The organism is Pseudomonas putida, from assembly GCF_001941965.1.
Taxonomy (GTDB): domain Bacteria; phylum Pseudomonadota; class Gammaproteobacteria; order Pseudomonadales; family Pseudomonadaceae; genus Aquipseudomonas; species Aquipseudomonas putida_L.
The window spans coordinates 58,375-80,148 of sequence record NZ_MKZO01000021.1 but is presented as its reverse complement, the minus strand read 5'-3'; the positions used below and the strand labels follow the sequence as shown (position 1 = coordinate 80,148).

The 21,774-nt window shown below is 61.6% G+C and carries 23 protein-coding genes; 9 read left to right on the top strand and 14 right to left on the bottom strand.

Annotated features, from left to right (window positions below; all coding sequences use genetic code 11):
• Positions 1 to 3: 3 nt before the first annotated feature.
• The gene (locus PSEMO_RS12930; RefSeq protein WP_042124691.1) at positions 4 to 306 is read right to left on the bottom strand and encodes a DUF1883 domain-containing protein; all 303 of its coding nucleotides are present in this window, start codon (positions 304 to 306) and stop codon (positions 4 to 6) included.
• Positions 307 to 472: 166 nt separating this feature from the next.
• On the opposite strand from PSEMO_RS12930, the gene PSEMO_RS12925 reads away from it, so the two are divergent.
• The 4 genes from PSEMO_RS12925 to galU all read left to right on the top strand — a co-directional run bounded on the left by PSEMO_RS12925 (position 473) and on the right by galU (position 3,750).
• On the top strand, positions 473 to 826 hold the full coding sequence (locus PSEMO_RS12925) for a hypothetical protein (protein WP_075803467.1): 354 nt from the start codon (positions 473 to 475) through the stop codon (positions 824 to 826).
• 296 nt (positions 827 to 1,122) lie between these two features.
• Positions 1,123 to 1,767, top strand: coding sequence for a c-type cytochrome (locus PSEMO_RS12920; protein ID WP_075803466.1), 645 nt, complete (start codon positions 1,123 to 1,125; stop codon positions 1,765 to 1,767).
• Entirely contained in the window at positions 1,764 to 2,678 is a 915-nt protein-coding gene (locus tag PSEMO_RS12915; RefSeq protein ID WP_075803465.1) for a c-type cytochrome, read from the top strand. The genes PSEMO_RS12920 and PSEMO_RS12915 overlap by 4 nt, the downstream gene beginning before the upstream one ends.
• A 232-nt stretch (positions 2,679 to 2,910) precedes the next feature.
• The gene (gene galU / locus PSEMO_RS12910; protein WP_009407129.1) at positions 2,911 to 3,750 is read left to right on the top strand and encodes a UTP--glucose-1-phosphate uridylyltransferase GalU; all 840 of its coding nucleotides are present in this window, start codon (positions 2,911 to 2,913) and stop codon (positions 3,748 to 3,750) included.
• 58 nt (positions 3,751 to 3,808) lie between these two features.
• On the opposite strand, the gene PSEMO_RS33485 is transcribed toward galU, so the two are convergent.
• Positions 3,809 to 3,976: a hypothetical protein gene (locus tag PSEMO_RS33485; RefSeq protein WP_178391994.1), complete on the bottom strand. Its 168-nt coding sequence runs from the start codon at positions 3,974 to 3,976 to the stop codon at positions 3,809 to 3,811.
• A 166-nt stretch (positions 3,977 to 4,142) separates the two neighbouring features.
• Between PSEMO_RS33485 and gorA the strand changes: the two genes are divergently transcribed.
• Positions 4,143 to 5,498, top strand: a complete 1,356-nt coding sequence (gene gorA / locus PSEMO_RS12905; RefSeq protein ID WP_075803464.1) for a glutathione-disulfide reductase — start codon at positions 4,143 to 4,145, stop codon at positions 5,496 to 5,498.
• 3 nt (positions 5,499 to 5,501) lie between these two features.
• Here gorA and PSEMO_RS32900 read toward each other — a convergent pair whose 3' ends face one another.
• Positions 5,502 to 5,723 carry a hypothetical protein gene (locus PSEMO_RS32900; protein ID WP_178391993.1) on the bottom strand — a complete coding sequence of 74 codons (222 nt, stop codon included), beginning with the start codon at positions 5,721 to 5,723 and terminating at the stop codon, positions 5,502 to 5,504.
• Here PSEMO_RS32900 and ahpC point away from each other — a divergent pair.
• Together ahpC and ahpF are read left to right on the top strand one after the other, a co-directional pair.
• Positions 5,713 to 6,276, top strand: a complete 564-nt coding sequence (ahpC, locus tag PSEMO_RS12900) for an alkyl hydroperoxide reductase subunit C (protein ID WP_075803463.1) — start codon at positions 5,713 to 5,715, stop codon at positions 6,274 to 6,276. The genes PSEMO_RS32900 and ahpC overlap by 11 nt on opposite strands.
• Positions 6,277 to 6,400: 124 nt before the next feature.
• On the top strand, positions 6,401 to 7,963 hold the full coding sequence (ahpF, locus tag PSEMO_RS12895; protein WP_075803462.1) for an alkyl hydroperoxide reductase subunit F: 1,563 nt from the start codon (positions 6,401 to 6,403) through the stop codon (positions 7,961 to 7,963).
• Positions 7,964 to 8,101: 138 nt separating this feature from the next.
• Here ahpF and PSEMO_RS12890 read toward each other — a convergent pair whose 3' ends face one another.
• The 5 genes from PSEMO_RS12890 to ribBA all read right to left on the bottom strand — a co-directional run bounded on the left by PSEMO_RS12890 (position 8,102) and on the right by ribBA (position 13,492).
• Complete coding sequence (locus PSEMO_RS12890; protein ID WP_075803461.1) at positions 8,102 to 9,250, bottom strand: ABC transporter ATP-binding protein; 1,149 nt, start codon at positions 9,248 to 9,250, stop codon at positions 8,102 to 8,104.
• A 17-nt stretch (positions 9,251 to 9,267) separates the two neighbouring features.
• Positions 9,268 to 10,077: an ABC transporter permease gene (locus PSEMO_RS12885; RefSeq protein WP_075803460.1), complete on the bottom strand. Its 810-nt coding sequence runs from the start codon at positions 10,075 to 10,077 to the stop codon at positions 9,268 to 9,270.
• A 6-nt stretch (positions 10,078 to 10,083) separates the two neighbouring features.
• Positions 10,084 to 11,001: an ABC transporter permease gene (locus tag PSEMO_RS12880; RefSeq protein WP_075803459.1), complete on the bottom strand. Its 918-nt coding sequence runs from the start codon at positions 10,999 to 11,001 to the stop codon at positions 10,084 to 10,086.
• Complete coding sequence (locus PSEMO_RS12875; RefSeq protein ID WP_075803458.1) at positions 10,998 to 12,023, bottom strand: ABC transporter substrate-binding protein; 1,026 nt, start codon at positions 12,021 to 12,023, stop codon at positions 10,998 to 11,000. Before PSEMO_RS12875 ends, PSEMO_RS12880 begins: the two co-directional genes overlap by 4 nt.
• 347 nt (positions 12,024 to 12,370) lie before the next feature.
• Positions 12,371 to 13,492 carry a bifunctional 3,4-dihydroxy-2-butanone-4-phosphate synthase/GTP cyclohydrolase II gene (gene ribBA / locus PSEMO_RS12870; RefSeq protein WP_075803457.1) on the bottom strand — a complete coding sequence of 374 codons (1,122 nt, stop codon included), beginning with the start codon at positions 13,490 to 13,492 and terminating at the stop codon, positions 12,371 to 12,373.
• An 81-nt stretch (positions 13,493 to 13,573) separates the two neighbouring features.
• Here ribBA and PSEMO_RS12865 point away from each other — a divergent pair, with 81 nt between their 5' ends.
• The gene (locus tag PSEMO_RS12865; RefSeq protein ID WP_009407104.1) at positions 13,574 to 13,867 is read left to right on the top strand and encodes a DUF1330 domain-containing protein; all 294 of its coding nucleotides are present in this window, start codon (positions 13,574 to 13,576) and stop codon (positions 13,865 to 13,867) included.
• Between the two features lie 89 nt (positions 13,868 to 13,956).
• On the opposite strand, the gene PSEMO_RS12860 is transcribed toward PSEMO_RS12865, so the two are convergent.
• Complete coding sequence (locus tag PSEMO_RS12860) at positions 13,957 to 14,676, bottom strand: pirin family protein (RefSeq protein ID WP_075803456.1); 720 nt, start codon at positions 14,674 to 14,676, stop codon at positions 13,957 to 13,959.
• 207 nt (positions 14,677 to 14,883) lie between these two features.
• On the opposite strand from PSEMO_RS12860, the gene PSEMO_RS12855 reads away from it, so the two are divergent.
• A complete protein-coding gene (locus PSEMO_RS12855; protein ID WP_075803455.1) occupies positions 14,884 to 15,834 on the top strand; it encodes a GlxA family transcriptional regulator in 951 nt (316 codons plus the stop codon).
• A gap of 173 nt (positions 15,835 to 16,007) precedes the next feature.
• Here the strand turns inward: PSEMO_RS12855 and PSEMO_RS12850 are convergent, their stop codons facing one another.
• The 5 genes from PSEMO_RS12850 to PSEMO_RS12825 form a co-directional block, all read right to left on the bottom strand.
• Positions 16,008 to 17,243, bottom strand: a complete 1,236-nt coding sequence (locus PSEMO_RS12850) for a saccharopine dehydrogenase family protein (protein ID WP_075803454.1) — start codon at positions 17,241 to 17,243, stop codon at positions 16,008 to 16,010.
• A gap of 26 nt (positions 17,244 to 17,269) precedes the next feature.
• Positions 17,270 to 18,367, bottom strand: coding sequence for a carboxynorspermidine decarboxylase (locus tag PSEMO_RS12845; RefSeq protein WP_075803453.1), 1,098 nt, complete (start codon positions 18,365 to 18,367; stop codon positions 17,270 to 17,272).
• A 296-nt stretch (positions 18,368 to 18,663) separates the two neighbouring features.
• Complete coding sequence (locus PSEMO_RS12840; RefSeq protein WP_075803452.1) at positions 18,664 to 20,169, bottom strand: amino acid permease; 1,506 nt, start codon at positions 20,167 to 20,169, stop codon at positions 18,664 to 18,666.
• A gap of 664 nt (positions 20,170 to 20,833) precedes the next feature.
• Entirely contained in the window at positions 20,834 to 21,256 is a 423-nt protein-coding gene (locus PSEMO_RS12830) for a hypothetical protein (protein ID WP_075803451.1), read from the bottom strand.
• Positions 21,253 to 21,741 carry a DUF6402 family protein gene (locus tag PSEMO_RS12825; protein ID WP_256721120.1) on the bottom strand — a complete coding sequence of 163 codons (489 nt, stop codon included), beginning with the start codon at positions 21,739 to 21,741 and terminating at the stop codon, positions 21,253 to 21,255. The genes PSEMO_RS12830 and PSEMO_RS12825 overlap by 4 nt, the downstream gene beginning before the upstream one ends.
• Positions 21,742 to 21,774 lie beyond the last annotated feature (33 nt).

The window sequence follows — 21,774 nt, the reverse complement described above, 5'->3', positions numbered from 1 at the left end:
CTCTTATCTCAACTGCGACGACGAACGACGGATGATCTTGATCTTGTGGCTGAAGGTCGGCTTGCGGGTCACCGAGATCGGCCGCGGGGTCACGGTGTCGATGGTTATGTTCCAGAACCCGGTGCTCGGCACGGTGATCTTCGCCGGGAAGCGATCGAAGGCGCCGCCATGGTAAGTGTGGCGGCCGCCGTTCTTGAAACTGCGGAAGTTGGCGTCGTTCATCAGGCGGATATTGCAGCGCTGGGAGCACTCGATCACGACGATATCGTCTTCGTTGAGGTGCTCGCGCTGGTGTACGAATTTCATGTAGCGGCTCCGCAAGGGGATATTTCGGCAAAGCGGCACGATAACAGATGCGTGGGAAAGGAATGTAGGACTCATCACATTCCTTGCGATAAATCTGACAATCCAGGGAGCAAATTGGCCTAATAGCGGTCTTAGGATTTTTGAATGAATATGGGAGAGGGTCTCGATGAAATGGTTTGTATCTGCCTTGGCGTTGGCGCTGACCGGTTGTGCCAGTGTGGCCGAGCTGGAACAGAGCCCTGAAACCCTGAACGTGATGTCCGGCAAGTCACCGGAGCAGTACCTGACCTGTGTGCAGGAAAAACTCAAAGACAGCCGCGACCCTTTGCAGGTGACCCGTGGCGAGAAGAATTCGATCCGGGTGATCGTGCCGCAGAAGCTCTCCGAGGCACCTGCGGCGGTGATGGATATCAGCGAGCGTTCCGCTGGCAGCTCGATCAAACTGCATGAACGCCTGAACAACTTCCCGCTGCGGCTTTCCGACGTGAACAACGCCGCGACCCAGTGCATTTCGGGCTGATTCGAGCTCTAGAGAACACTGCACGACCCTGTGGGAGCTGGCTTGCCAGCGATTTGGCCAGACCTGACAACCTCTTCGTCAGTGCCGGCCTCATCGCTGGCAAGCCAGCTCCCACAGGGTTTTTGTGCAGTCTGGAAATTTCCTCTCATTAATCGATTCACCGATCCAAATGCCCCTTTCTGGTGCTTTCCGCCGTTGTAGTGGCGGAGGGATAGCCCTACTATCCATAGGCTTATATTTTTTGAGTCTAAGCATATAACCATAAGAAAAAGCCAGAAGAAAAAGGGAGCTCCGTGATGATCACACTGGATCGAATCCTGATCAGTAGCCTGTTTTTGTTTTCCCTGCCGATAGCCCACGCCGACCAGGGCCAGAACGTCTTCACCCAGGGTGGGGCCAACCCTGCGGCCATGGCCTGCCAGGGCTGCCACGGGCCGGATGGCCTGGGCATGGCCGCTGCCGGCTTTCCGCGACTTGCCGGTCTCCCGGTGGGTTACCTGAGCAAGCAGTTGCGCGATTTCCGCGACGGCACGCGCAAGAACCCGATCATGGAGCCACTGGCCAAGGCCCTCGGTGATGAGGAGATCGCCGCCGTCAGTAAAACCCTCGCGGCCATGCCGGCGCCTGCGGCGCCGACTACCCGCCGTCAGCAGATGGCCAGCAATGCGACCGAACAACTGGCGTTGTACGGCGACTGGAGCCGGCAGATTCCCGGTTGCGTGCAGTGCCATGGCCCGGGTGGCGCGGGTGTCGGCGAGCACTTCCCGCCGCTGGCCCACCAGCCGGCGACCTACCTGACCGCGCAACTCAACGCCTGGCGCGATGGCAGCCGGCACAACGACCCTAACCAGTTGATGGTGGGCGTGGCCAAGGCCATGACCGACGAAGAGGTCAAGAGCATCGCCGAGTACTTCGCCGCAGGACAGGAGGCCAAGCCATGAAAGCATTCGTTTTTTCCGCACTGGCCTTCACGCTGGGTTCGGCGCATGCCGCGCAGGTTGCCATGGAAGACCAGTCGCAGCTGAAAGTGCCGCCGGCCAGCCAGACACCGTTCTTCGTGCCTCCGGCACAAAGCGAATTACCTGACAACGCCTTCGGCAAGATGGTCCGCGACGGCTATGCGCTGTTCGTCGACACCAAGCGCATGGCCCCGGACTACGTCGGCAACGGCATGAAATGCAGCAACTGCCACCTCGACCAGGGGCGCCTGGCCCACTCCGCGCCGCTGTGGGGCGCTTACCCGATGTACCCGGCCTACCGCAAGAAGAACGACAAGGTGAACACCTACGCCGAGCGTATCCAGGGCTGCTTCCAGTTCAGCATGAACGGCAAGGCACCGGCGGCCGACAGCCCGGAGATCACCGCGTTGTCGGTGTATTCCTACTGGCTGGCGAGCAAGGCCCAGATCGGCGTTGAGCCGCCTGGCCGTGGCTACCCGGACGTCGCCCAGCCTGCGGGCGGCTACGACATCGCCCGTGGCGCGCAGGTCTACCAGCAGCAGTGCGCGATCTGTCACGGTGACACGGGGCAGGGGCAGAAGGTCGGCGACGACTACGTGATGCCGCCACTGTGGGGCAAGGACTCCTACAACTGGGGCGCCGGCATGCACCGGATCAATACGGCGGCGTCCTTCATCAAGTACAACATGCCCCTTAGCAAGCCCGGCAGCCTCAGCGACCAGCAGGCCTGGGACGTGGCAGCGTACATCAACAAGCACGAGCGCCCGCAGGACCCGCGGCTGGTGGAAGGCTCGGTGGAGAAAACCCGCCTGAAGTTCCACGCCAACGATGGCGTCAACCTGTACGGCCAGACCGTCGACGGGGTGTTGATCGGGCAGGGCACTGGCAAGTAGCCATAGTCGTCTGGACCATGCTGGCCAGGGCGCCGTTTTTCTTGTGGGAAACGGCGCCTTTTTGTCGCCGGAGTAATGGCACAAAGCCAATATTTTCAACGGCTGGGAACTATCCCGCCGGTAATTTCTCTATGATGGCAACGGTTGCGTCCGGGCGCCCCATTGTAAGCTTCACGCCGCCTGATTAGACTGCGCCGAATTTCGTACACGCAGCCCTTCGTTAAGGACTTTTATGATCAAGAAATGCTTGTTCCCGGCAGCCGGCTACGGCACTCGTTTCCTGCCAGCCACCAAAGCCATGCCCAAGGAAATGCTGCCGGTGGTCAACAAGCCACTGATCCAGTACGGCGTTGAAGAAGCCCTCGAAGCCGGCCTGACCGAAATCTCCATTGTTACCGGCCGCGGCAAGCGCGCGCTGGAAGACCACTTCGACATCAGCTACGAGCTGGAAACCCAGATCAAGGGCACCGACAAGGAAAAATACCTGGTCGGCATCCGTCGTCTGCTGGACGAATGCTCCTTCTCCTACACCCGTCAGACCGAGATGAAGGGCCTGGGCCACGCGATCCTCACTGGCCGCCCGCTGATCGGTGACGAGCCGTTCGCCGTGGTCCTGGCGGACGACCTGTGCGTCAACCTCGACGACGACGGCGTACTGACCCAGATGGTCAAGCTGTACAAGCAGTTCCGCTGCTCGATCGTCGCCATCCAGGAAGTCGATCCGCAGGAAACCAACAAGTACGGTGTGATCGCCGGCGAGATGATCCGCGACGACATCTACCGCGTACACAGCATGGTCGAGAAGCCGAAGCCGGAAGACGCGCCATCGAACCTGGCGATCATCGGCCGCTACATCCTGACCCCGGACATCTTCGACCTGATCGAACAGACCGAGCCAGGCAAGGGTGGTGAAATCCAGATCACCGACGCCCTGATGAAGCAGGCGCAGAACGGCTGCGTCATGGCCTACAAGTTCAAGGGCAAGCGTTTCGACTGCGGTGGCGCCGAAGGCTACATCGAGGCGACCAACTTCTGCTTCGAGAACTTCTACAAGACTGGCAAGGCTTACTGAGTCGGTACGGTTTCAGACAAAACGCCCGGTGCCTGCACCGGGCGTTTTGCTTTGCGGCTCAAACGCGCACCGCCCGATTCTTGCGTGGCGTACGGCCGATGCAGCAGACCCAGCGGTGATTGCGGCGGTAGGGCGCGCGGATGAAATTGATCTCGGCCAGCAGGCGCATGCCGCGCTTCTTCAGGGCTTCGGTCAGTTGTACGAGTGTCTCTGCTTCGATAGTCATCGCTGTTACCTCGTCAGATTACTGCGTTCATCAGTGTTGACCGGGCGGGTTTGCCGCAGATTCATTTTTTTGACTTGGGCGACAGCTTTTCGCCCGCAAGCCTTGCAAGCCCTTTTGTTTATGGCCTGGACTGGCGCTATGCTGGCGGCCTGCCGAGGAGAGTGAAATGGCCTACGATTTTGACCTGTTTGTAATTGGCGCCGGTTCCGGCGGTGTGCGTGCCTCGCGATTCGCCGCAGGCTTCGGGGCTAAGGTGGCGGTAGCGGAAAGCCGCTACCTGGGCGGGACCTGCGTCAATGTCGGCTGCGTGCCGAAGAAGCTGCTGGTGTACGGCGCCCATTATTCCGACGAATTCGAGCAAGCCTCGGGCTTTGGCTGGTCGCTGGAAGATGCGCAGTTTGACTGGGGGCAACTGATCGCCAACAAGAACCGCGAGATCCAGCGCCTCAACGGCATCTACCGCAACCTGCTGGTCAACAGTGGCGTGACCCTGCTGGAAGGCCATGCGCGGATCACCGCACCCCATGAGGTGGAGGTCGAGGGCAAGCGCTACTCGGCCAGGCACATCCTCATCGCTACCGGCGGCTGGCCGCAGATCCCGGAGATTCCCGGGCGCGAGCTGGCGATCAGCTCCAACGAGGCCTTCTATCTCAAGACCCTGCCCAAGCGCGTGCTGGTGGTGGGTGGCGGCTATATCGCCGTCGAGTTCGCCGGGATCTTCCAGGGCCTGGGCGCCGACACCACCTTGCTCTATCGCGGCGACCTGTTCCTGCGTGGTTTCGACGGCTCGGTGCGCACCCACCTGAAGGAAGAACTGGAGAAGCGCGGCCTGGACCTGCAGTTCAACGCCGATATCGCCCGTATCGACCAGCAGGCCGACGGCAGCCTCAAGGCCACCCTCAAGGATGGCCGCGAGCTGCTCACCGACTGCGTGTTCTATGCCACCGGGCGCCGGCCGATGCTGGACAACCTGGGTCTGGAGAACACCGAGGTGCAACTGGACAAGCGTGGCTTCGTCCAGGTCAACGACGAGTTCCAGACCGATGAACCGTCGATCCTCGCCATCGGCGATGTGATCGGCCGGGTGCAACTGACCCCGGTGGCCCTGGCCGAAGGCATGGCGGTGGCACGGCGCCTGTTCAAGCCGGAAGACTATCGTCCGGTGGACTACGCCAACATTCCTACGGCGGTCTTCAGCCAGCCACCGATCGGCACCGTTGGCCTGACCGAGGAGCAGGCGCTGGAGGCCGGGCACGCGGTGAAGATCTTCGAAAGCCGTTTCCGCCCGATGAAGCTGACCCTCACCGAGGTCCAGGAAAAGACCTTGATGAAGCTGGTGGTGGATGCCGACAGCGACCGCGTGCTCGGCTGCCATATGGTCGGCCCGGAGGCGGGCGAGATCATCCAGGGCCTGGGCATCGCGCTGAAGGCCGGGGCGACCAAGCAGCAGTTCGATGACACCATCGGTGTGCATCCGACGGCGGCGGAAGAGTTCGTCACCATGCGCACCGTCACTCGCTAAGCCTCAAGCTGCAAGCTTCAAGCGGCAAGAAAGAGCAGTCAGCGGCGCTGCGGCTTTCTCTTGTCGTTTGGGGCTTATGGCTTGCAGCTCGCAAGCCGACGATTTCTTATAGCCAAAACCAATCACCAACATCATTTTTGCCAATGAGCATTGATCGGCTCTATTGGCTAGGATTTCTCCATCAAGTTTTTCCAACCCTGAAGGAGCGATACCGATGCCAATCATCAACAGCCAGGTCAAACCGTTCAACGCAACCGCTTACCACAACGGCAACTTCGTTCAGGTCTCCGATGCCGATCTGAAAGGCAAGTGGTCCGTGGTGTTCTTCTACCCAGCCGACTTCACCTTCGTGTGCCCGACCGAGCTGGGCGACCTGGCCGACAACTACGCCGAGTTCCAGAAACTGGGCGTGGAAATCTACGGCGTGTCCACCGACACCCACTTCACCCACAAAGCCTGGCACGACACTTCCGACACCATCGGCAAGATCCAGTACCCACTGATCGGCGACCCGACCCACGTCATTTCGCGCAACTTCGACGTGCTGATCGAAGAAGCCGGCCTCGCTGACCGCGGCACCTTCGTGATCAACCCGGAAGGCCAGATCAAGATCGTCGAGCTGAACGACGGCGGTGTCGGCCGTGACGCCAGCGAGCTGCTGCGCAAGGTCAAGGCTGCCCAGTACGTCGCTGCCCACCCAGGCGAAGTCTGCCCGGCCAAGTGGAAAGAAGGCGAAGCCACCCTGGCGCCATCGCTGGACCTGGTCGGCAAGATCTAAGCCGGTCATGACGAAGTCGAGGGCGGTCATCCGCACCTGATTGCAGTACCCGCCCCGCACAAACGCCCGGGCGCTTTCGCCCGGGCGTTTGCATTTATAGAGATTGAAAAAAGGAATCGCCCGTATGTTGGACGCCACGCTTAAAACTCAGTTGAAAGCCTACCTGGAACGGGTCACTCAGCCGATCGAGATCGTCGCCTCCCTCGATGACGGCGCGAAGTCCCGCGAACTCCACGACCTGCTGCGCGAAATCGCCAGCCTGTCGAGCCTCATTACCTTGCGCGAGGATGGCACCGACGCCCGTGTCCCGTCGTTCTCGCTCAATCGCCCGAATGGTGAAATCAGCCTGCGCTTTGCCGGCATCCCCATGGGCCACGAATTCACCTCCCTGGTCCTGGCCCTGCTGCAGGTCGGCGGGCACCCGTCCAAGGCCAGCGCCGAACTGATCGAACAGATCGCCGGGCTGGAAGGGGAATTCAATTTTGAAACCTACTTCTCGCTGTCCTGCCAGAACTGCCCGGACGTGGTCCAGGCGCTGAACCTGATGGCGGTGCTCAACCCCAACGTGCGCCATGTGGCCATCGATGGTGCGCTGTTCCAGGCCGAGGTCGAGTCGCGCCAGGTCATGGCGGTGCCGAGCGTGTACCTCAATGGTGAGGTCTTCGGCCAGGGCCGCATGGGCCTGGAAGAGATCGTCGCCAAGCTGGACACTGGCTCCAGTGCCCGTCAGGCCGACAAGCTGAACGCCAAGGACGCCTTCGACGTGCTGGTGATCGGTGGCGGTCCTGCCGGCGCCGCCGCGGCGATCTACGCAGCGCGCAAAGGCATCCGCACCGGTGTCGCGGCCGAGCGTTTCGGCGGCCAGGTGCTGGACACCATGGCCATCGAGAACTTCATCTCGGTGCAGGAAACCGAAGGCCCGAAACTGGCCACGGCGCTGGAAGAGCACGTCAAGCAATACGACGTCGACATCATGAACCTGCAGCGTGCCGACGCCCTGGTGCCGGCCACCGATGGCGGTCTGCACCAGGTGCGGATGAACAGCGGCGCGACACTCAAGGCCAGGACCGTGATCCTCGCCACCGGTGCCCGCTGGCGCGAAATGAATGTTCCGGGCGAGAAGGAATACCGCAGCCGTGGCGTGGCTTACTGCCCGCACTGCGACGGTCCGCTGTTCAAGGGCAAGCGCGTGGCAGTGATCGGCGGGGGCAACTCCGGCGTGGAAGCGGCCATCGACCTGGCCGGCATCGTCGCCCAGGTGACCCTGATCGAGTTCGACAGCCAGTTGCGCGCCGATGCCGTGCTGCAACGCAAGCTGCACAGCCTGCCGAACGTCAAGGTCATCACCAGCGCGCTGACCACCGAGGTGCTGGGTGACGGGCAGAAGGTCAACGGCCTGCGCTACAAGGACCGCACCACCGATGCCGAGCATGAGCTGGCGCTGGAAGGGATCTTCGTGCAGATCGGCTTGCTGCCGAATACCGACTGGCTGAAGGGTACCGTCGAGCTGACCCCGCGTGGCGAGATCATCGTCGATGCCAAGGGCCAGACCAATATCCCGGGGGTGTTCGCCGCAGGAGACGTGACCACCGTGCCGTACAAGCAGATCGTGATTGCGGTGGGTGAGGGGGCCAAGGCTTCGTTGGCGGCGTTCGATCACCTGATCCGCACCAGCGCACCAGCCTGAAGGGCCTCATCGCTGGCAAGCCAGCTCCCACAGGGATCGCGTACACCGCGGACCTGTGGGAGCTGGCTTGCCAGCGATGATCTCCCAGACAATAGAAATCCCGGCCAATGGACCGGGATTTTTCATTCTCCGCCGCCTTTAATGTGCCCCGGCAGCCTTGTTCAGATCACTCTCCTGCCACTCGGTATACACACAGGCATCCGCCACCGCCCAGCGCACTTTCACCTCATCGCCCGGCTTCATCGACATGCCGGCCGCCGATAGCGCCTTCACGGTCATCTGCGTACCGCCAGCCGTTACCACGGAGCAGGTCTGGCTCTCACCCAGGAACAGCACCTCGCCGACCTTCGCCGTCACTTCGTTCCAGCCCGCTGGCAGTGCTTCCTGGGCAGCTTGCTCACGACTCAAGGCCAGCGCTTTCTCCGGCCGAACCATCAGCAACACTTCCTGCCCGTCGCTCACACCCGAGGTCAGACGCATCGCCACCGGCTGCCCTTCGAAGCTGGCCGCGCCATTGCCGTGGGCCTTCACCCGCAGGAAGTTCGAGTTCCCCAGGAACGACGCCACGAAGGCATTCGGCGGATTCTGGTACAGGTCATACCCGGTCCCCAGGCCGACGATCTTGCCGTGGCTGAAGATCGCGATGCGCTGCGACAGGCGCATGGCTTCTTCCTGGTCGTGGGTCACGTAGACGATGGTGATGCCCAGCCGGCGATGCAGCTGGCGCAGTTCATCCTGCAGGTCTTCGCGCAGCTTCTTGTCCAGCGCGCCCAGGGGTTCGTCCATCAGCAAAATGCGTGGCTCGTAGACCAGCGCCCGTGCGATCGCCACGCGCTGTTGCTGGCCACCGGACAATTGCGCCGGGCGCCGATGGGCGAACTTGTCCAGTTGCACCAGCTTGAGCATCGCATCCACCTGCTTGTCGCGCTCGGCGGCGCTGCGCTTGCGGATGGCCAGGGGGAAGGCGATGTTGTCGCGTACCGACAGGTGCGGGAACAGCGAGTAACGCTGGAACACCATGCCGATATCACGCTTGTGCGGCGGTACGTTGACCAGCGATTGCCCGCTGACCAGGATCTCGCCGCTGCTCGGCGTTTCGAAGCCGGCCAGCATCGACAGGGTGGTACTTTTGCCCGAGCCGCTGGAGCCGAGGAAGGTCAGGAACTCTCCGTCCTGGATCTCCAGGTTGATGTTGTCCACCGCGGCGAAGTCGCCGTAGTGCTTGTTCAGGTTGCGCAGGCTGACGAGGGTCTTGGCCTGGGCGGCATCTTTGATCACTGCACTCATTATTGTTCTCCGGGCGCTCAGGCGCTGACTTCGTTGCGCCGGCGCAGAGCGGCGGCGATCACCATGACCAAAACCGACAGGCCGATCAGCAGCGTCGAGGCGACGGCGATCACCGGTGTCAGGTCCTGACGCAGGGTGGTCCACATTTTCACGGGGAGGGTCTGCAGGTTGGGGCTGGCCATCATCACGCTCAGCACCACTTCATCCCAGGAGACCAGGAAGGCGAACAGCGCGCCGGCGATCATCCCCGGGCGGATCGCCGGGAAGGTCACCTTGAACACCGCCTGCAGACGCGAGGCGCCGCAGATCACCGCGGCATCCTCGATCGACTGGTCGAACAGCTTCAGCGAGTTGATGATCGAGATGATGGTGAAGGGCAGGGCGACGATCACGTGGCTGACCACGAAGGAAAACAGCGTGCCGGTCCAGCCCAGCTTGAGGAACAGCGCGTACACCGCCACGGCGATGATCACCAGCGGCACGATCATCGGCAGGGTGAACAGGCCGTAGAGCATTTCACGGCCTGGGAAGCGCCCGCGCACCAGGGCGAAGGCGGTGGGCAGGCCCAGGGCCACGGCGCAGATCGTGGTCAGGACCGCGACCTTGAGGCTGGCCAGGGCCGCGTCCATCCACTCGGCATTGGAGAAGAACTGGCCGTACCACTTCAGGGTCCAGCCCGGTGGCGGGAACACCAGCCACTGGGACGAACCGAACGACAGCAACACGATGAACACGATCGGCAACAGCAGGAACAGCGCGATCAGCCCGGTGGTGGTGTAGAGCCCGAAACGCATGCGCCGGCTCATGGCATTGGGGGTCAGGAGCATGGTCGCTTACCTCGCGTTGCCAACCGGGGATTCCGGTTGCAGCTTCAGATAGAAGTAGAACAGCACCAGGGTGATCATGATCAGCAACGCCGCGGCGGCGCTGGCCAGGCCCCAGTTGAGGAACGACTGCACCTGCTGGACGATGAATTCCGGCAACATCATGTTCTGCGCGCCGCCGAGCAGGGCCGGGGTCACGTAGTAGCCGAGGGACATCACGAAGACCATAAGGGCCCCCGAGAACAGGCCCGAGCGGCACAGCGGCAGGAACACCTTGAAGAAGTTGGTCCAGGGGCTGGCGCCGCAGATGGAACCGGCCTGCAGGACCATCGGGTCGATGGCCTGCATGGTCGCCTGCAGCGGCAGGACGATGAACGGAATCATGATGTAGCTCATGCCGATCACCACGCCGGTGAGGTTATGTACCATCTCCAGCGGGGCATCGATGATACCCATGGCCATCAACGCCTTGTTGATCACACCGGACGCCTGCAGCAGCACCAGCCAGGAGTAGGTCCGCGCCAGCAGGCTGGTCCACATCGACAGCAGCACGATGTTCAGCAGCCAGCGGCCCCAGCCGCGGGGCACCAGGGTGATCGCCCAGGCCAGCGGGAAGCCGAGCAGCACGCTGATCAGGGTGACCAGGCCGGCCACCGAGAAGGTGTTGAACAGCACCCGGGCATAGGCCGAGTTGGCGAACAGTTGCTCGTAGTTGCCCAGCCCCGGCACCGGTTCCAGCACGCCGCGCAGCAGCAGGCCGATCAGTGGCGCGAAGAAGAACAACCCGAGGAACAGCAGGGCCGGCAGCAGGTTGCGGCTGCCGCGCCAGCGCTGGCGCAGGGTGGGCGAATGGCTCATGGCCGCTCCCTGGGCGCCGGTACCGCTGGCACCGGTCGCCGATTGCAAGGCGTTGATGGCGACTTTCATTTGACCAGCCACTCATTCCAGCGGGTAGCGATTGCCGGACCGTTCTTCGCCCAGTAGGCGAAGTCCAGGGTGACCTGTTCCTGAGCGTAGGCGGTAGGCAGGTTCGGTGCGAGTTCAGGCTTGAGCAGGCTGACCGAATCCAGGTTCACCGGGGCGTAGGCGGTCTGGTTGGCGAACTCGGCCTGGCCCTGGGCGCTGGCGGCGTTGGCCAGGAACTTCATGGCCGCGTCCTTGTTCTTCGCGCCTTTCGGTACCACAAGGAAGTCGGCCATGACCAGGTTCTGCTTCCAGCTCACGCCGACCGGTGCGCCGTCCTGTTGCAGGGCGTAGACCCGGCCGTTCCAGAACTGTCCGAGGGTTGCCTCGCCGGAGGCCAGCAGTTGCTGGGACTGGGCGCCGCCGCCCCACCAGACGATGTCTTTCTTGATGGTGTCGAGTTTCTTGAAGGCGCGGTCCAGGTCCAGCGGGTAGAGCTTGTCGGCCGGGACGCCGTCGGCCAGCAGGGCCAGTTCCAGCACGCCGGGGCTAGGCCATTTGTACAGGGCGCGTTTGCCCGGGTAGGTCTTGGTGTCGAACAGCGCGGACCAGTCCTGGGGCTTGTTGCCGCCCAGCTTGCCTTCGTTGAAGCCGAGGACGAAGGAGAAGAAGAACGAACCTACGCCGTGGTCGGAAACGAAGCGGGGGTCGATGCGGTCGCGCTTGATGGTGTTGAAATCGAGGGGTTCGAGCAGGCCTTCGGCGGCGGCACGCAGGGCGAAGTCGGCTTCGACGTCGACCACGTCCCACTGCACGTTGCCGCTCTCGACCATGGCCTTGAGTTTGCCGTAGTCGGTAGGGCCGTCCTGGACGACCTTGATATTGGTGCTCTTGGAGAAGGGCTCGGCCCACGCGGCTTTCTGCGCGTCCTGGGTCGTACCGCCCCAGCTGACGAAGTTGAGGCTGTCGGCGGCGTGAACAGCCTGACATGCCAGGGTCAGCAGGCTGGCGGACAGCACTGCGGTTACACGTTTGCTCAATTGCATGGTTACGCCCTCGTTGCTTTTGTTATTCGAGGCGGGCTTTCTGGTGCCCGCCAATCTAGTTCGGGGAGCAGCTTTTACAAAGTGTGGTGGCCGTTTGTGATTGTAGGTGCCGGCCTGCAGTTTTTAAGGTCTACGGGATATCATATTATGGTATTCCAAACTTTTGGCAAGAGGGATGGGGCGACCGGCCATCACTCGGGGGCTGTTTTCTGGTTTGGGGTCTTGTGGTGGAGCTGAGGGCCTCATCGCTGGCAAGCCAGCTCCCACAGGTATTGTGTGCGCCGCTGAACCTGTGGGAGCTGGCTTGCCAGCGATGAGGCCGGTACAGGCAATGAAGACGTCGAGCCTTAGCCCAGCATTCCTTCTTCAAAAGGAATGCTCTGCACCACCTCCAGGTCATACCCGGTCAACCCGGCATATTTCAGCGGCGGGCCTAGATGGCGCAGCTTGCCCACGCCCAGGTCCTGGAGGATCTGGGCGCCGGTCCCGACCTCGGAGTAGGTCCTGGTGGTCCCACGCTGATACGGCCGTGGCGGCTGGGTCAGGTGCGGTACCCGCTCCAGCAGGGCCTGCGACGATTCATGGTTGGCCAGAATCACCACCACCCCGGCACCCTCGGCCGCGACCTTCTGCAAGGCCGCCCACAGGGTCCAGTTCGCCGGCCCGGCATATTCGGCGCCAACCAGGTCACGCAGCGGATCGATCACATGCACCCGCACCAGGGTCGGCTGCTCGCGGCGGATATCGCCCATGACCATGGCCATGTGCACGCCACCCTCGATACGGTCTTCATAGGTCACCAGGCGGAAGGTCCCGTGCACCGTCGGCAGTTCCCGCTCGCCGATGCGCTTGACCGTCTGCTCGGTGCTCAGGCGGTAGTGGATCAGGTCGGCGATGGTGCCGATCTTGATGCCGTGCCTGGCGGCGAAGATCTCCAGGTCCGGACGCCGGGCCATGGTGCCGTCATCGTTCAGTACCTCGACGATCACCGAAGCCGGGGAGAAGCCCGCCAGTCGGGCCAGGTCGCAACCGGCCTCGGTATGCCCGGCGCGGGTCAGCACGCCGCCTTCGCGGGCACGCAGGGGGAAGATGTGTCCCGGCTGGACCAGGTCTTCCGCCCTGGCATCCGGTGCCACCGCGGCGGCCACGGTGCAGGCGCGGTCGGCGGCGGAAATCCCGGTGGTCACCCCGCGCGCCGCTTCGATGGACACGGTAAACGCCGTGCTGAAGGCGCTGCCATTGGCCGGCACCATCTGCTCCAGGCCCAGGCGCTGGCAGTGATCGTCGGTCAAGGTCAGGCAGATCAGGCCACGGGCCTCGCGGGCCATGAAGCTGATGGCGGCGGCGTCGCAACGCTCGGCGGCGATCAGCAGGTCGCCTTCGTTCTCGCGGTCTTCGTCGTCCACCAGCAGGACCATCTTGCCCTGGCGATAGTCTTCGAGGATTTCTTCGATGGTGTTGAAAGCCATGCTGCGCGCTCACTATCTATGGTTCGATAAAAATTATGGTATACCATAATACGAATTAACCCGGTAAGAGGAGCTTGACCCATGAAGGCCTACTGGATTGCCCATGTCGATGTGACCGATCCGCAGCAATATCAGCAGTACACCCAGCGCGCACCGGCGGCCTTCGCGGCATTCGGTGGCAAGTTGCTGGCCCGGGGCGGGCGCAGCGAGGCGATGGAAGGCCGAGCGACACCACAACGCAGTGTAGTGATCGAATTCGACTCGTATGAGCAGGCCGTCGCGTGCTATCGCTCGGCGCAGTATCAGGAAGCCTGCAGCCACCGGCAGGGGGTGGCCAAGGCTGAGGTGATCATTGTCGAAGGTTACGAGCCCTGAGCTTCAAGCTTTAAGCGGCAAGCTGTAAGTAATCGTGTTGGCAACGCGATCTGCTTTTGCTTGCCGCTTCTAGCTTGGAGCTTGCAGCTTCAGAAACCGGGCAGTTCGTGGGGGCGCAGGTCGAACACCAGCACTTCGGCGTCCTCGCCCTTGGCCAGTTCGATGATCTGCTCCTGACGCAGGCGCACGCCGTCACCTTCGTTCAGTTGCAGGCCGTTGAGCTCGACGCTACCACGGGCCACGTGGACGTAGGCATTACGCTCGGCCGGCAGTTTCAGCACGGCGCTTTCCTCACCATCGAACAGCCCGGCAAACACCCGTGCGTCCTGGCGGATCTGCAACGAGCCGTCGGCGCCGTCCGGCGAGATGATCAGCTTCAGCCGACCGCGTTTTTCCTCGCTGCTGTAGTTCGCCTGCTGGTAACGCGGCTCGGCACCGACCTCCGCCGGGACGATCCAGATCTGCAGGAAGTGCACCGGCTCGTCATGGGAGTGGTTGAACTCGCTGTGGGTCACGCCACGGCCCGCACTCATCAGTTGCACGTCGCCCGGGCGGATCACCGAGCCGGTGCCCATGCTGTCCTTGTGCTCCAGCGCGCCTTCCAGCACGTAGGAGAAGATCTCCATGTCGCGGTGCGGGTGCTGGCCAAAGCCCTTGCCCTCGTCGACCCGGTCATCGTTGATCACCAGCAGGTCGGAAAAGCCTTGCTCGGCCGGGTTGCGGTAGTGAGCGAAGGAAAAGGTGTGGAACGACTTCAGCCAGCCATGGTTGGCCAGGCCACGATCGGACGCTTTGCGCAGGGTCAGCATGATGTATCTCCTTGTCAGGTCGGGGTTGCGAAAGGGCAACCGCGTTTCTATGGGGGTAGATTACTGTTTACCGGGCAAGGCAATAAGTAGATGGCAATGGAATGACTGTCCCTTTCAAGTGGACAATGTCAGCGGGCTTTCCGCTTCGCTTGCAGGAAGGGTCATAATGCGTCGCACTGTTTTCCTCAATTGCGGTGATTCCCTTCGATGAAAAGCGTGGCCATGGTGCTGTTCCCGGATTTTCTCCTGCTCGACATGGCGGGGCCGCTGGAGGTGTTCTCCATTGCCAATCGCTACCTCAGGCCCGAGGAGCATTACCGGCTGACCACCCTGGGCGCGGTGCCGGGGGCGATTCGGGCGTCGAATGGGGTGAACGTGCTGCCGGACGCGGTCATCGATCCCGAGACGGGGCGCTGGGACCTGCTGCTGGTGCCGGGCGGGCCGGGGGCCTACAACGAGATCTGTCCGCCGTTGAGCCTGTGGCTGAAGGATGTCGCCGAGCGTGCCGTCTGCTACGGCTCGATCTGCACCGGTGCCTTTATTCTCGGCCACGCTGGACTGCTCGACGGTTATCGCTCGACCACCCACTGGCACTACACCGAGCGCTTGATCAAGGCGTTCCCGAAGACCCAGGTGGAGACCGACCAGATTTTTGTCCGTGATCGCCAACTGATCACCTCCGGCGGCGTGACGGCGGGCATCGACCTGGCCCTGGCGGTGGTTGCCGAGGATCACGGCAAGAAGGTTGCCCAGGACGTGGCCAAGGTGCTGCTGGTGGTGATGAAGCGCCAGGGCGGCCAGGCGCGGTTCAGTCCGCTGGCGGGGGAGGTGGCCAAGGAAGAGACGCCGATTACCCGAGTGCAGAACCATGTGCTGGAGCACCTTGATGAGTCATGGGGGATCGAGCGCATGGCGGCGCTGGCGGCCATGAGCCCGCGGCATTTTTCCCGGGTGTTCTTGCGCGAGGTGAACATGACGCCGATGGCGTTTTTGCAGAACGCGCGGATCGACCGGGCGCGGGCGTTGCTGGAGAGCGAGGACCTCCCGTTGAAGACGGTGGCCTGGCGTAGCGGGTTTGGCAGTGTGCGGTATATGCGGCAGGTGTTCAGTGAAAGGCTGGGGGTCACCCCCAGCGAATACCGCGAACAATTCGGCTAGGAGCAGTATCAAGAGCCGATCGCGGCCCCTGTGGGAGCTGGCTTGCCAGCGATAGCTGTAGTGAATTCACCATCGCAATCGCTGGCAAGCCAGCTCCCACAGGGTCCGCGGTCGGCCCTAACGAAAGAGGGGCGCCTTCTCAGGCGCCCCTCTTTTTCACGCAGCGGACTGTATCAAGCCCACGGACGATCACCGTTCTCGTCCTTGATCCGGGTCGGCAGACCCATCACGTCAAGGGCGTGCAGGAACGGCTCGGCCGGCAGTTCCTCTACGTTGACCATGCGCGCGACATCCCACTGGCCACGGGCGACCAGCAGGGCCGCAGCCACGGGCGGTACACCGGCGGTGTAGGAGATGCCCTGGCTGTCGGTCTCGGCGTAGGCTTCTTCGTGGTCGGCCACGTTGTAGATGAAGACTTCGCGCGGCTGGCCATCCTTGGTGCCCTTGACCAGGTCACCGATGCAGGTCTTGCCGGTGTAGCCCGGCGCCAGCGAGGACGGATCCGGCAGCACCGCCTTGACCACTTTCAACGGCACCACTTCCAGGCCTTCGGCGGTCTTCACCGGTTGCTCGGAGAGCAGGCCGAGGTTCTTCAGCACGGTGAACACATTGATGTAGTGCTCGCCGAAGCTCATCCAGAAACGCACGTTGGGCACGTCGAGGTTCTTCGACAGCGAGTGCACTTCATCGTGGCCGGTGAGGTAGAGGTTCTGCGAGCCGACCACCGGCAGGTCGTCGGTACGCTTCACTTCGAACATGGTGTTGCTGGTCCACTGGCTGTTCTGCCAGCTCCACACCTGCCCGGTGAATTCACGGAAGTTGATTTCCGGATCGAAGTTGGTGGCGAAGTACTTGCCGTGCGAGCCGGCATTGACGTCGAGGATGTCGATCGAGTCGATGCGGTCGAAGTACTGTTGCTTCGCCAACGCCGCATAGGCGTTGACCACACCCGGGTCGAAGCCGACACCGAGAATGGCGGTAATGTTCTTCTGCTGGCATTCCTCGAGGTGTTTCCACTCGTAGTTGCCATACCAGGGCGGGGTTTCGCAGATCTTGCCCGGTTCTTCGTGGATCGCGGTGTCCAGGTAGGCCACACCGGTATCGATGCAGGCACGCAGCACCGACATGTTGAGGAAGGCGGAACCGACGTTGATGACGATCTGCGATTCGGTCTCGCGGATCAACGCCTTGGTCGCCTCGACATCGAGTGCATTGAGCGAGAAGGCCTGGATGTCGGCGGGTACCTTGAGGCTACCCTTGGCCTTGACGCTGTCGATGATGGCCTGGCATTTGGAGATGTTCCGCGACGCAATTGCAATACGACCGAGTTCGTCGTTGTGCTGCGCGCACTTGTGGGCCACCACCTTGGCGACACCTCCTGCACCAATGATAAGAACGTTCTTCTTCAATTCTCTATCTCTCCTTATCTGCCAGCTCAGGAAAGGCTGGACAGGTAGTCTTCGAAACCGAACTCACGAACCACCTCGACGCTACCGTCGAGTTGTTTCACTACGATGGACGGCATTTTCAGGCCGTTGAACCAGTTTTTCTTGACCATGGTGTAGCCCGCTGCGTCGATGAACGACAGCCGATCGCCGATGGTCAGCGGACGATCGAATTGGTACTCGCCGAAGATGTCGCCGGCCAGGCACGATTTGCCGCAGACCATGTAGGTGTGCTCGCCATCGTTGGGGGCCATCTTGGCGTTGAGACGGTAGATCAGCAGGTCGAGCATGTGCGCTTCGATCGAGCTGTCGACCACGGCCAGGTGCTTGCCGTTGAACAGGGTGTCGAGCACGGTCACTTCCAGCGAGGCGCTGTTGGTGATCGCCGCTTCGCCCGGCTCCAGGTAGACCTGCACGCCATAGGTTTCGGAGAACGACTTCAGGCGTGCGCAGAACGCATCCAGGGCATAGCCTTCGCCGGTGAAGTGGATGCCGCCGCCGAGGCTGACCCATTCGACCTTGTGCAGCAGGTGGCCGAAGCGTTCCTCGATGGTCCCGAGCATCTTGTCGAACAGCGCGAAATCGCCGTTCTCGCAGTTGTTGTGGAACATGAAGCCGGAGATCTGCTCGATCACCGCTTCGACCTTGACCGGGTCCCACTCGCCGAGGCGGCTGAAGGGGCGGGCCGGGTCGGCCAGCAGGTAGTCGGAGCTGCTCACCTGCGGGTTGACCCGCAGACCGCGGACCTTGCCCTCGGACGCCTCGGCGAAGCGCTGCAGCTGGCCGATGGAGTTGAAGATGATCTTGTCGCAGTTGGCGAGCATCTCTTCGATCTCGTCGTCGGCCCAGGCCACGCTGTAGGCGTGGGTCTCGCCCTCGAACTTCTGGCGACCGAGCTTGAGCTCGTAGAGCGAGGACGAAGTGGTGCCGTCCATGTACTGCTGCATCAGGTCAAACACCGACCAGGTGGCGAAGCACTTGAGTGCCAGCAAGGCCTTGGCCCCGGAGTTCTCGCGCACGTAGGCGATCTTTTCCAGGTTGCTCAGCAGCTTGGTTTTGTCGATGAGGTAGTACGGGGTCTGGATCACTTATAAGGCTCCGGGTAGGCCAGCCAAAAAAAGAGCCGCATTGTGCCCGTACTCGATACATATCGAAAGGGCGGGATGCGCTTTTGGCGGTGTCAATGGCTGGGACGCGCACGGCGGTGGCGTTTTGCCGGTTAACGGGTTGCAAAATGTTACGCGAGGTAGGAGGAGGGTGGGGTGACCGTCGGGAAGGTCATCGGGCTCCGTGCTATCTAGCCCGCGATTGTGTGAAAGGCGCAAGCGAGGTGGATGAATATTGGGTTAAGCCACGTCCTTGTGGCTCATTGTCAGCAGTCGGCTCACAGCACTATCCACCCGCCCACCAGACCGGCCAGCGCCACCAGCGCACCCAGTACTACCACGGCAAATACCAGCTTCTCCGCGCCGCTGAAGGCCGCCACGCCCTGTTCGTGCCGGGCCTTGAGATACAGCAGCGTTCCCGGCCCGTAGATCAATGCCGATAGCAGCAGGTACTTCAGCCCGCCCGCCAGCACCATCAGCACGGCATAGGCCGTGGCCAGCAGGGCGATCAGCAGGTCCCGTCCGTGTCCGGCGCCGTTTTCGTAGGTCTCGCCACTGCGCGCCAGTTTCACTGCATAGGCCGCCACCAGCAGGTAGGGGATCAAGGTCAGCGAACTGGTCAGTTCCAGGGCCAGGGTAAACGCTGCCTCGGTGAAGAAGGTCAGGACCAGGAACAACTGCACGAACAGCGTGGTCAGCCACAGCGCGGCGCTGGGCACGCCATGGGCGTTCTCCCGGGTCAGCAGCGCCGGCATGGCCTTGTCGTGGGCGGCGGCATGCAGCACCTCGCAGGCCAGCAGGGTCCAGGAGAGGAAGGCACCCAGCACCGAAATGATCAGGCCGATACTGATGAAGATCGCTCCCCAGCGTCCGACGATCATCTCCAGCACCCCGGCCATGGATGGCTGGCGCAGCGCCGCCAGCTCCGGACGCAGCAGCACGCCGTAGCTGAGCAGGGTGATCAGGATCAGCAGGCACAGCACCCCGACGAAGCCCAGCACCGTGGCCACGCCGACATCCCTGGGATTGCGCGCATAACGGGAATACACACTGGCGCCCTCGATCCCGAGGAACACGAACACCGTCACCAGCATGGTGCTGCGCACCTGCTCGAACAGCGACTCCTGCGGCGCTACCACCAGCTCGGCGGCGGCATGGCCGATGCGCCCGTAGTCGTCCAGGTGGGCCAGGTCCGGATCAGGGGTGATCGCCGCGTGGGTCCCCCAGAAGTTCAGCACGAACAGCTCACGGTCGAAGGCCACGGCCACGAGGATGATGAACACCAGGATCGGGATCATCTTCGCCACCGTGGCGATGGTATTGATCACCGCGGCCTCCTGGACGCCCCGCAGCACCAGCAGGTGAAAGCTCCACAGCAGCAGCGAGGACACGCCGATGGCGATCACTGTATTGCCGTCGCCGAACACCGGAAAGAACGCGCCCAGGGTCGATTTGATCAGGATGAAGTAGGACACGTTGCCGATGCAGGTCCCGGCCCAGAAGCCGAAGGCCGAGGCGAAGCCCAGATAATTGCCGAAACCGGCGCGGGCGTAGGCGTAGATCCCCGAGTCCAGGTCCGGCTTGCGCTGGGCCAGGGTCTGGAACACGAAGGCCAGCATCAGCATCCCGGAGCCGGCGATCAACCAGGCGATGATCGCCCCGAAACCACCGCTGGCGCGGCCGAAGGTGGCGGGCAGGGAGAAGATCCCGGCGCCGATCATCGAGCCCACGACCAGGGCGGTCAGGGCGCCGACGCTGAGTTTTCCATCGGTGGGGGAGCTCATCGAACCTTCCTTGGTGTTGGGGCGGGAGTCGATGAGTGAAGACGGTGAGGGGCGATTGTGCCAGTGGGGAGGGTTGGAGGTGATGAAAGTAAAGCCGGCTGCGTAGGTGCAGCCGGCTTTGCTGGGGTTATCGACTGTGGTTTGTCTCAGGTGTGGCGCTGATGCAGTCTCGGATGCTTGGGCCTATGTAAATCATCCCGGAGTAAACCGCTCCTGACCTGTTCCAACTGATACGGTCACTTGAGAACTCAAGGTCGTATATCTCACTTTCTCCTATCAGTTCGCCGCTATGGTTATCGTACAGTCGATAGAATCCTGGCAGTCCCCAACCGGTAAACCACCGAGGCGAAATGTCCTCGTTGGGATCGGACTTTGGATAAAAAATGTCTGGAAGAATCCAGAATGGCCTGAAACTTCGGATGCTCATGCATCCGTCAGGGCTCGACTCGGCGTATGCAACTTCAGTCGCGAGGCCTTTTTCCCACGATTTAGAAGCAAGCCAGGCTCCAACTATTATTGTGCTGGCCAACAGAGTGCGCTTAACCCACTGGGTGGTCTTGGGCTTGAGGTGGCTGATGTCTCGCAAGCAATATGGTCCGGATGGTGTATTTGAATTCCAACTCCAAGCCGGCCTTTACAGCCGGCTTGGAGCGTTATGGTGAAGTTATTCCGGCAGTGTTTGTTGACGGCCAGTACAATCTCGGATGCTTGGGCCGACGTAGGTCATGCCTACCCATACGCCTCCGGCTCGATCCCAACTCAGCCTTCCTCCAGAGAACGCGAGGTCATAAATTACAGTTTCACCAATCAACTGATTATTGTAGTTGTCGTATAGACGATAGAAACCCGGGACCTCCCAAAAGTGAAACCATCTTGGTTTCGCTGCCTCATGGGGCGCTAGTTCACGATGGAATATATCGGGCAGCAGCCAAAATGGCTTGAAGGTCTGAATGCGAGAGCAGCCATTGGGACTATTTTCGGCGTCGTCGATTGGCGAAGCGAGGCCTTTCTCCCACCACTCGGAAGAAAACCACAGTGCGGAAATCGCAACGCCAAAAATGGCTGCCACCCTCCAAGGGTTTTTCAAGTTATCTCCCCCAAGTCAATGGTTAAATTGGAGTCTCTCCAGAGAATCTCAGAGTAGAGCACGTAATCGCCGCCCATCCCGGTTTTGTTTCTGTAGCTTCTGAAGTCATTATTTGTGACAAGGGCGAATTCATCATTGGCCCATTTGTAGATGGATTGTCCGCTTGGTACGCTGGCTCGCATCATTTCTTTCTTGGTTAGAACTCGATCGCCTGTCCATATTCCCAAGAATTGAGTGCCGTTGAAATCATAATGGTCGCGGATGTAAAAGCCGATACGCTCCACCTGAAAGTAACTGTGTGGTCTTTGTGTTTTTGGATTTTCTTTAGCGAGGGTCTTTCCAATTACCCCAATCTTCAATGTGGCGACTCCCAGAGCGCCGTACATGTCGTCAAGGGGATCTTCCGAGCTTCCGAGAGCGATAAAGTTAACTTGAGATGTTGCATCCATTTCTCGTGCTGAAAATCTGGAAGACCCCAGTGTCACGACACTGCCTTTGTGCCATCCGGCCTTTTCCAA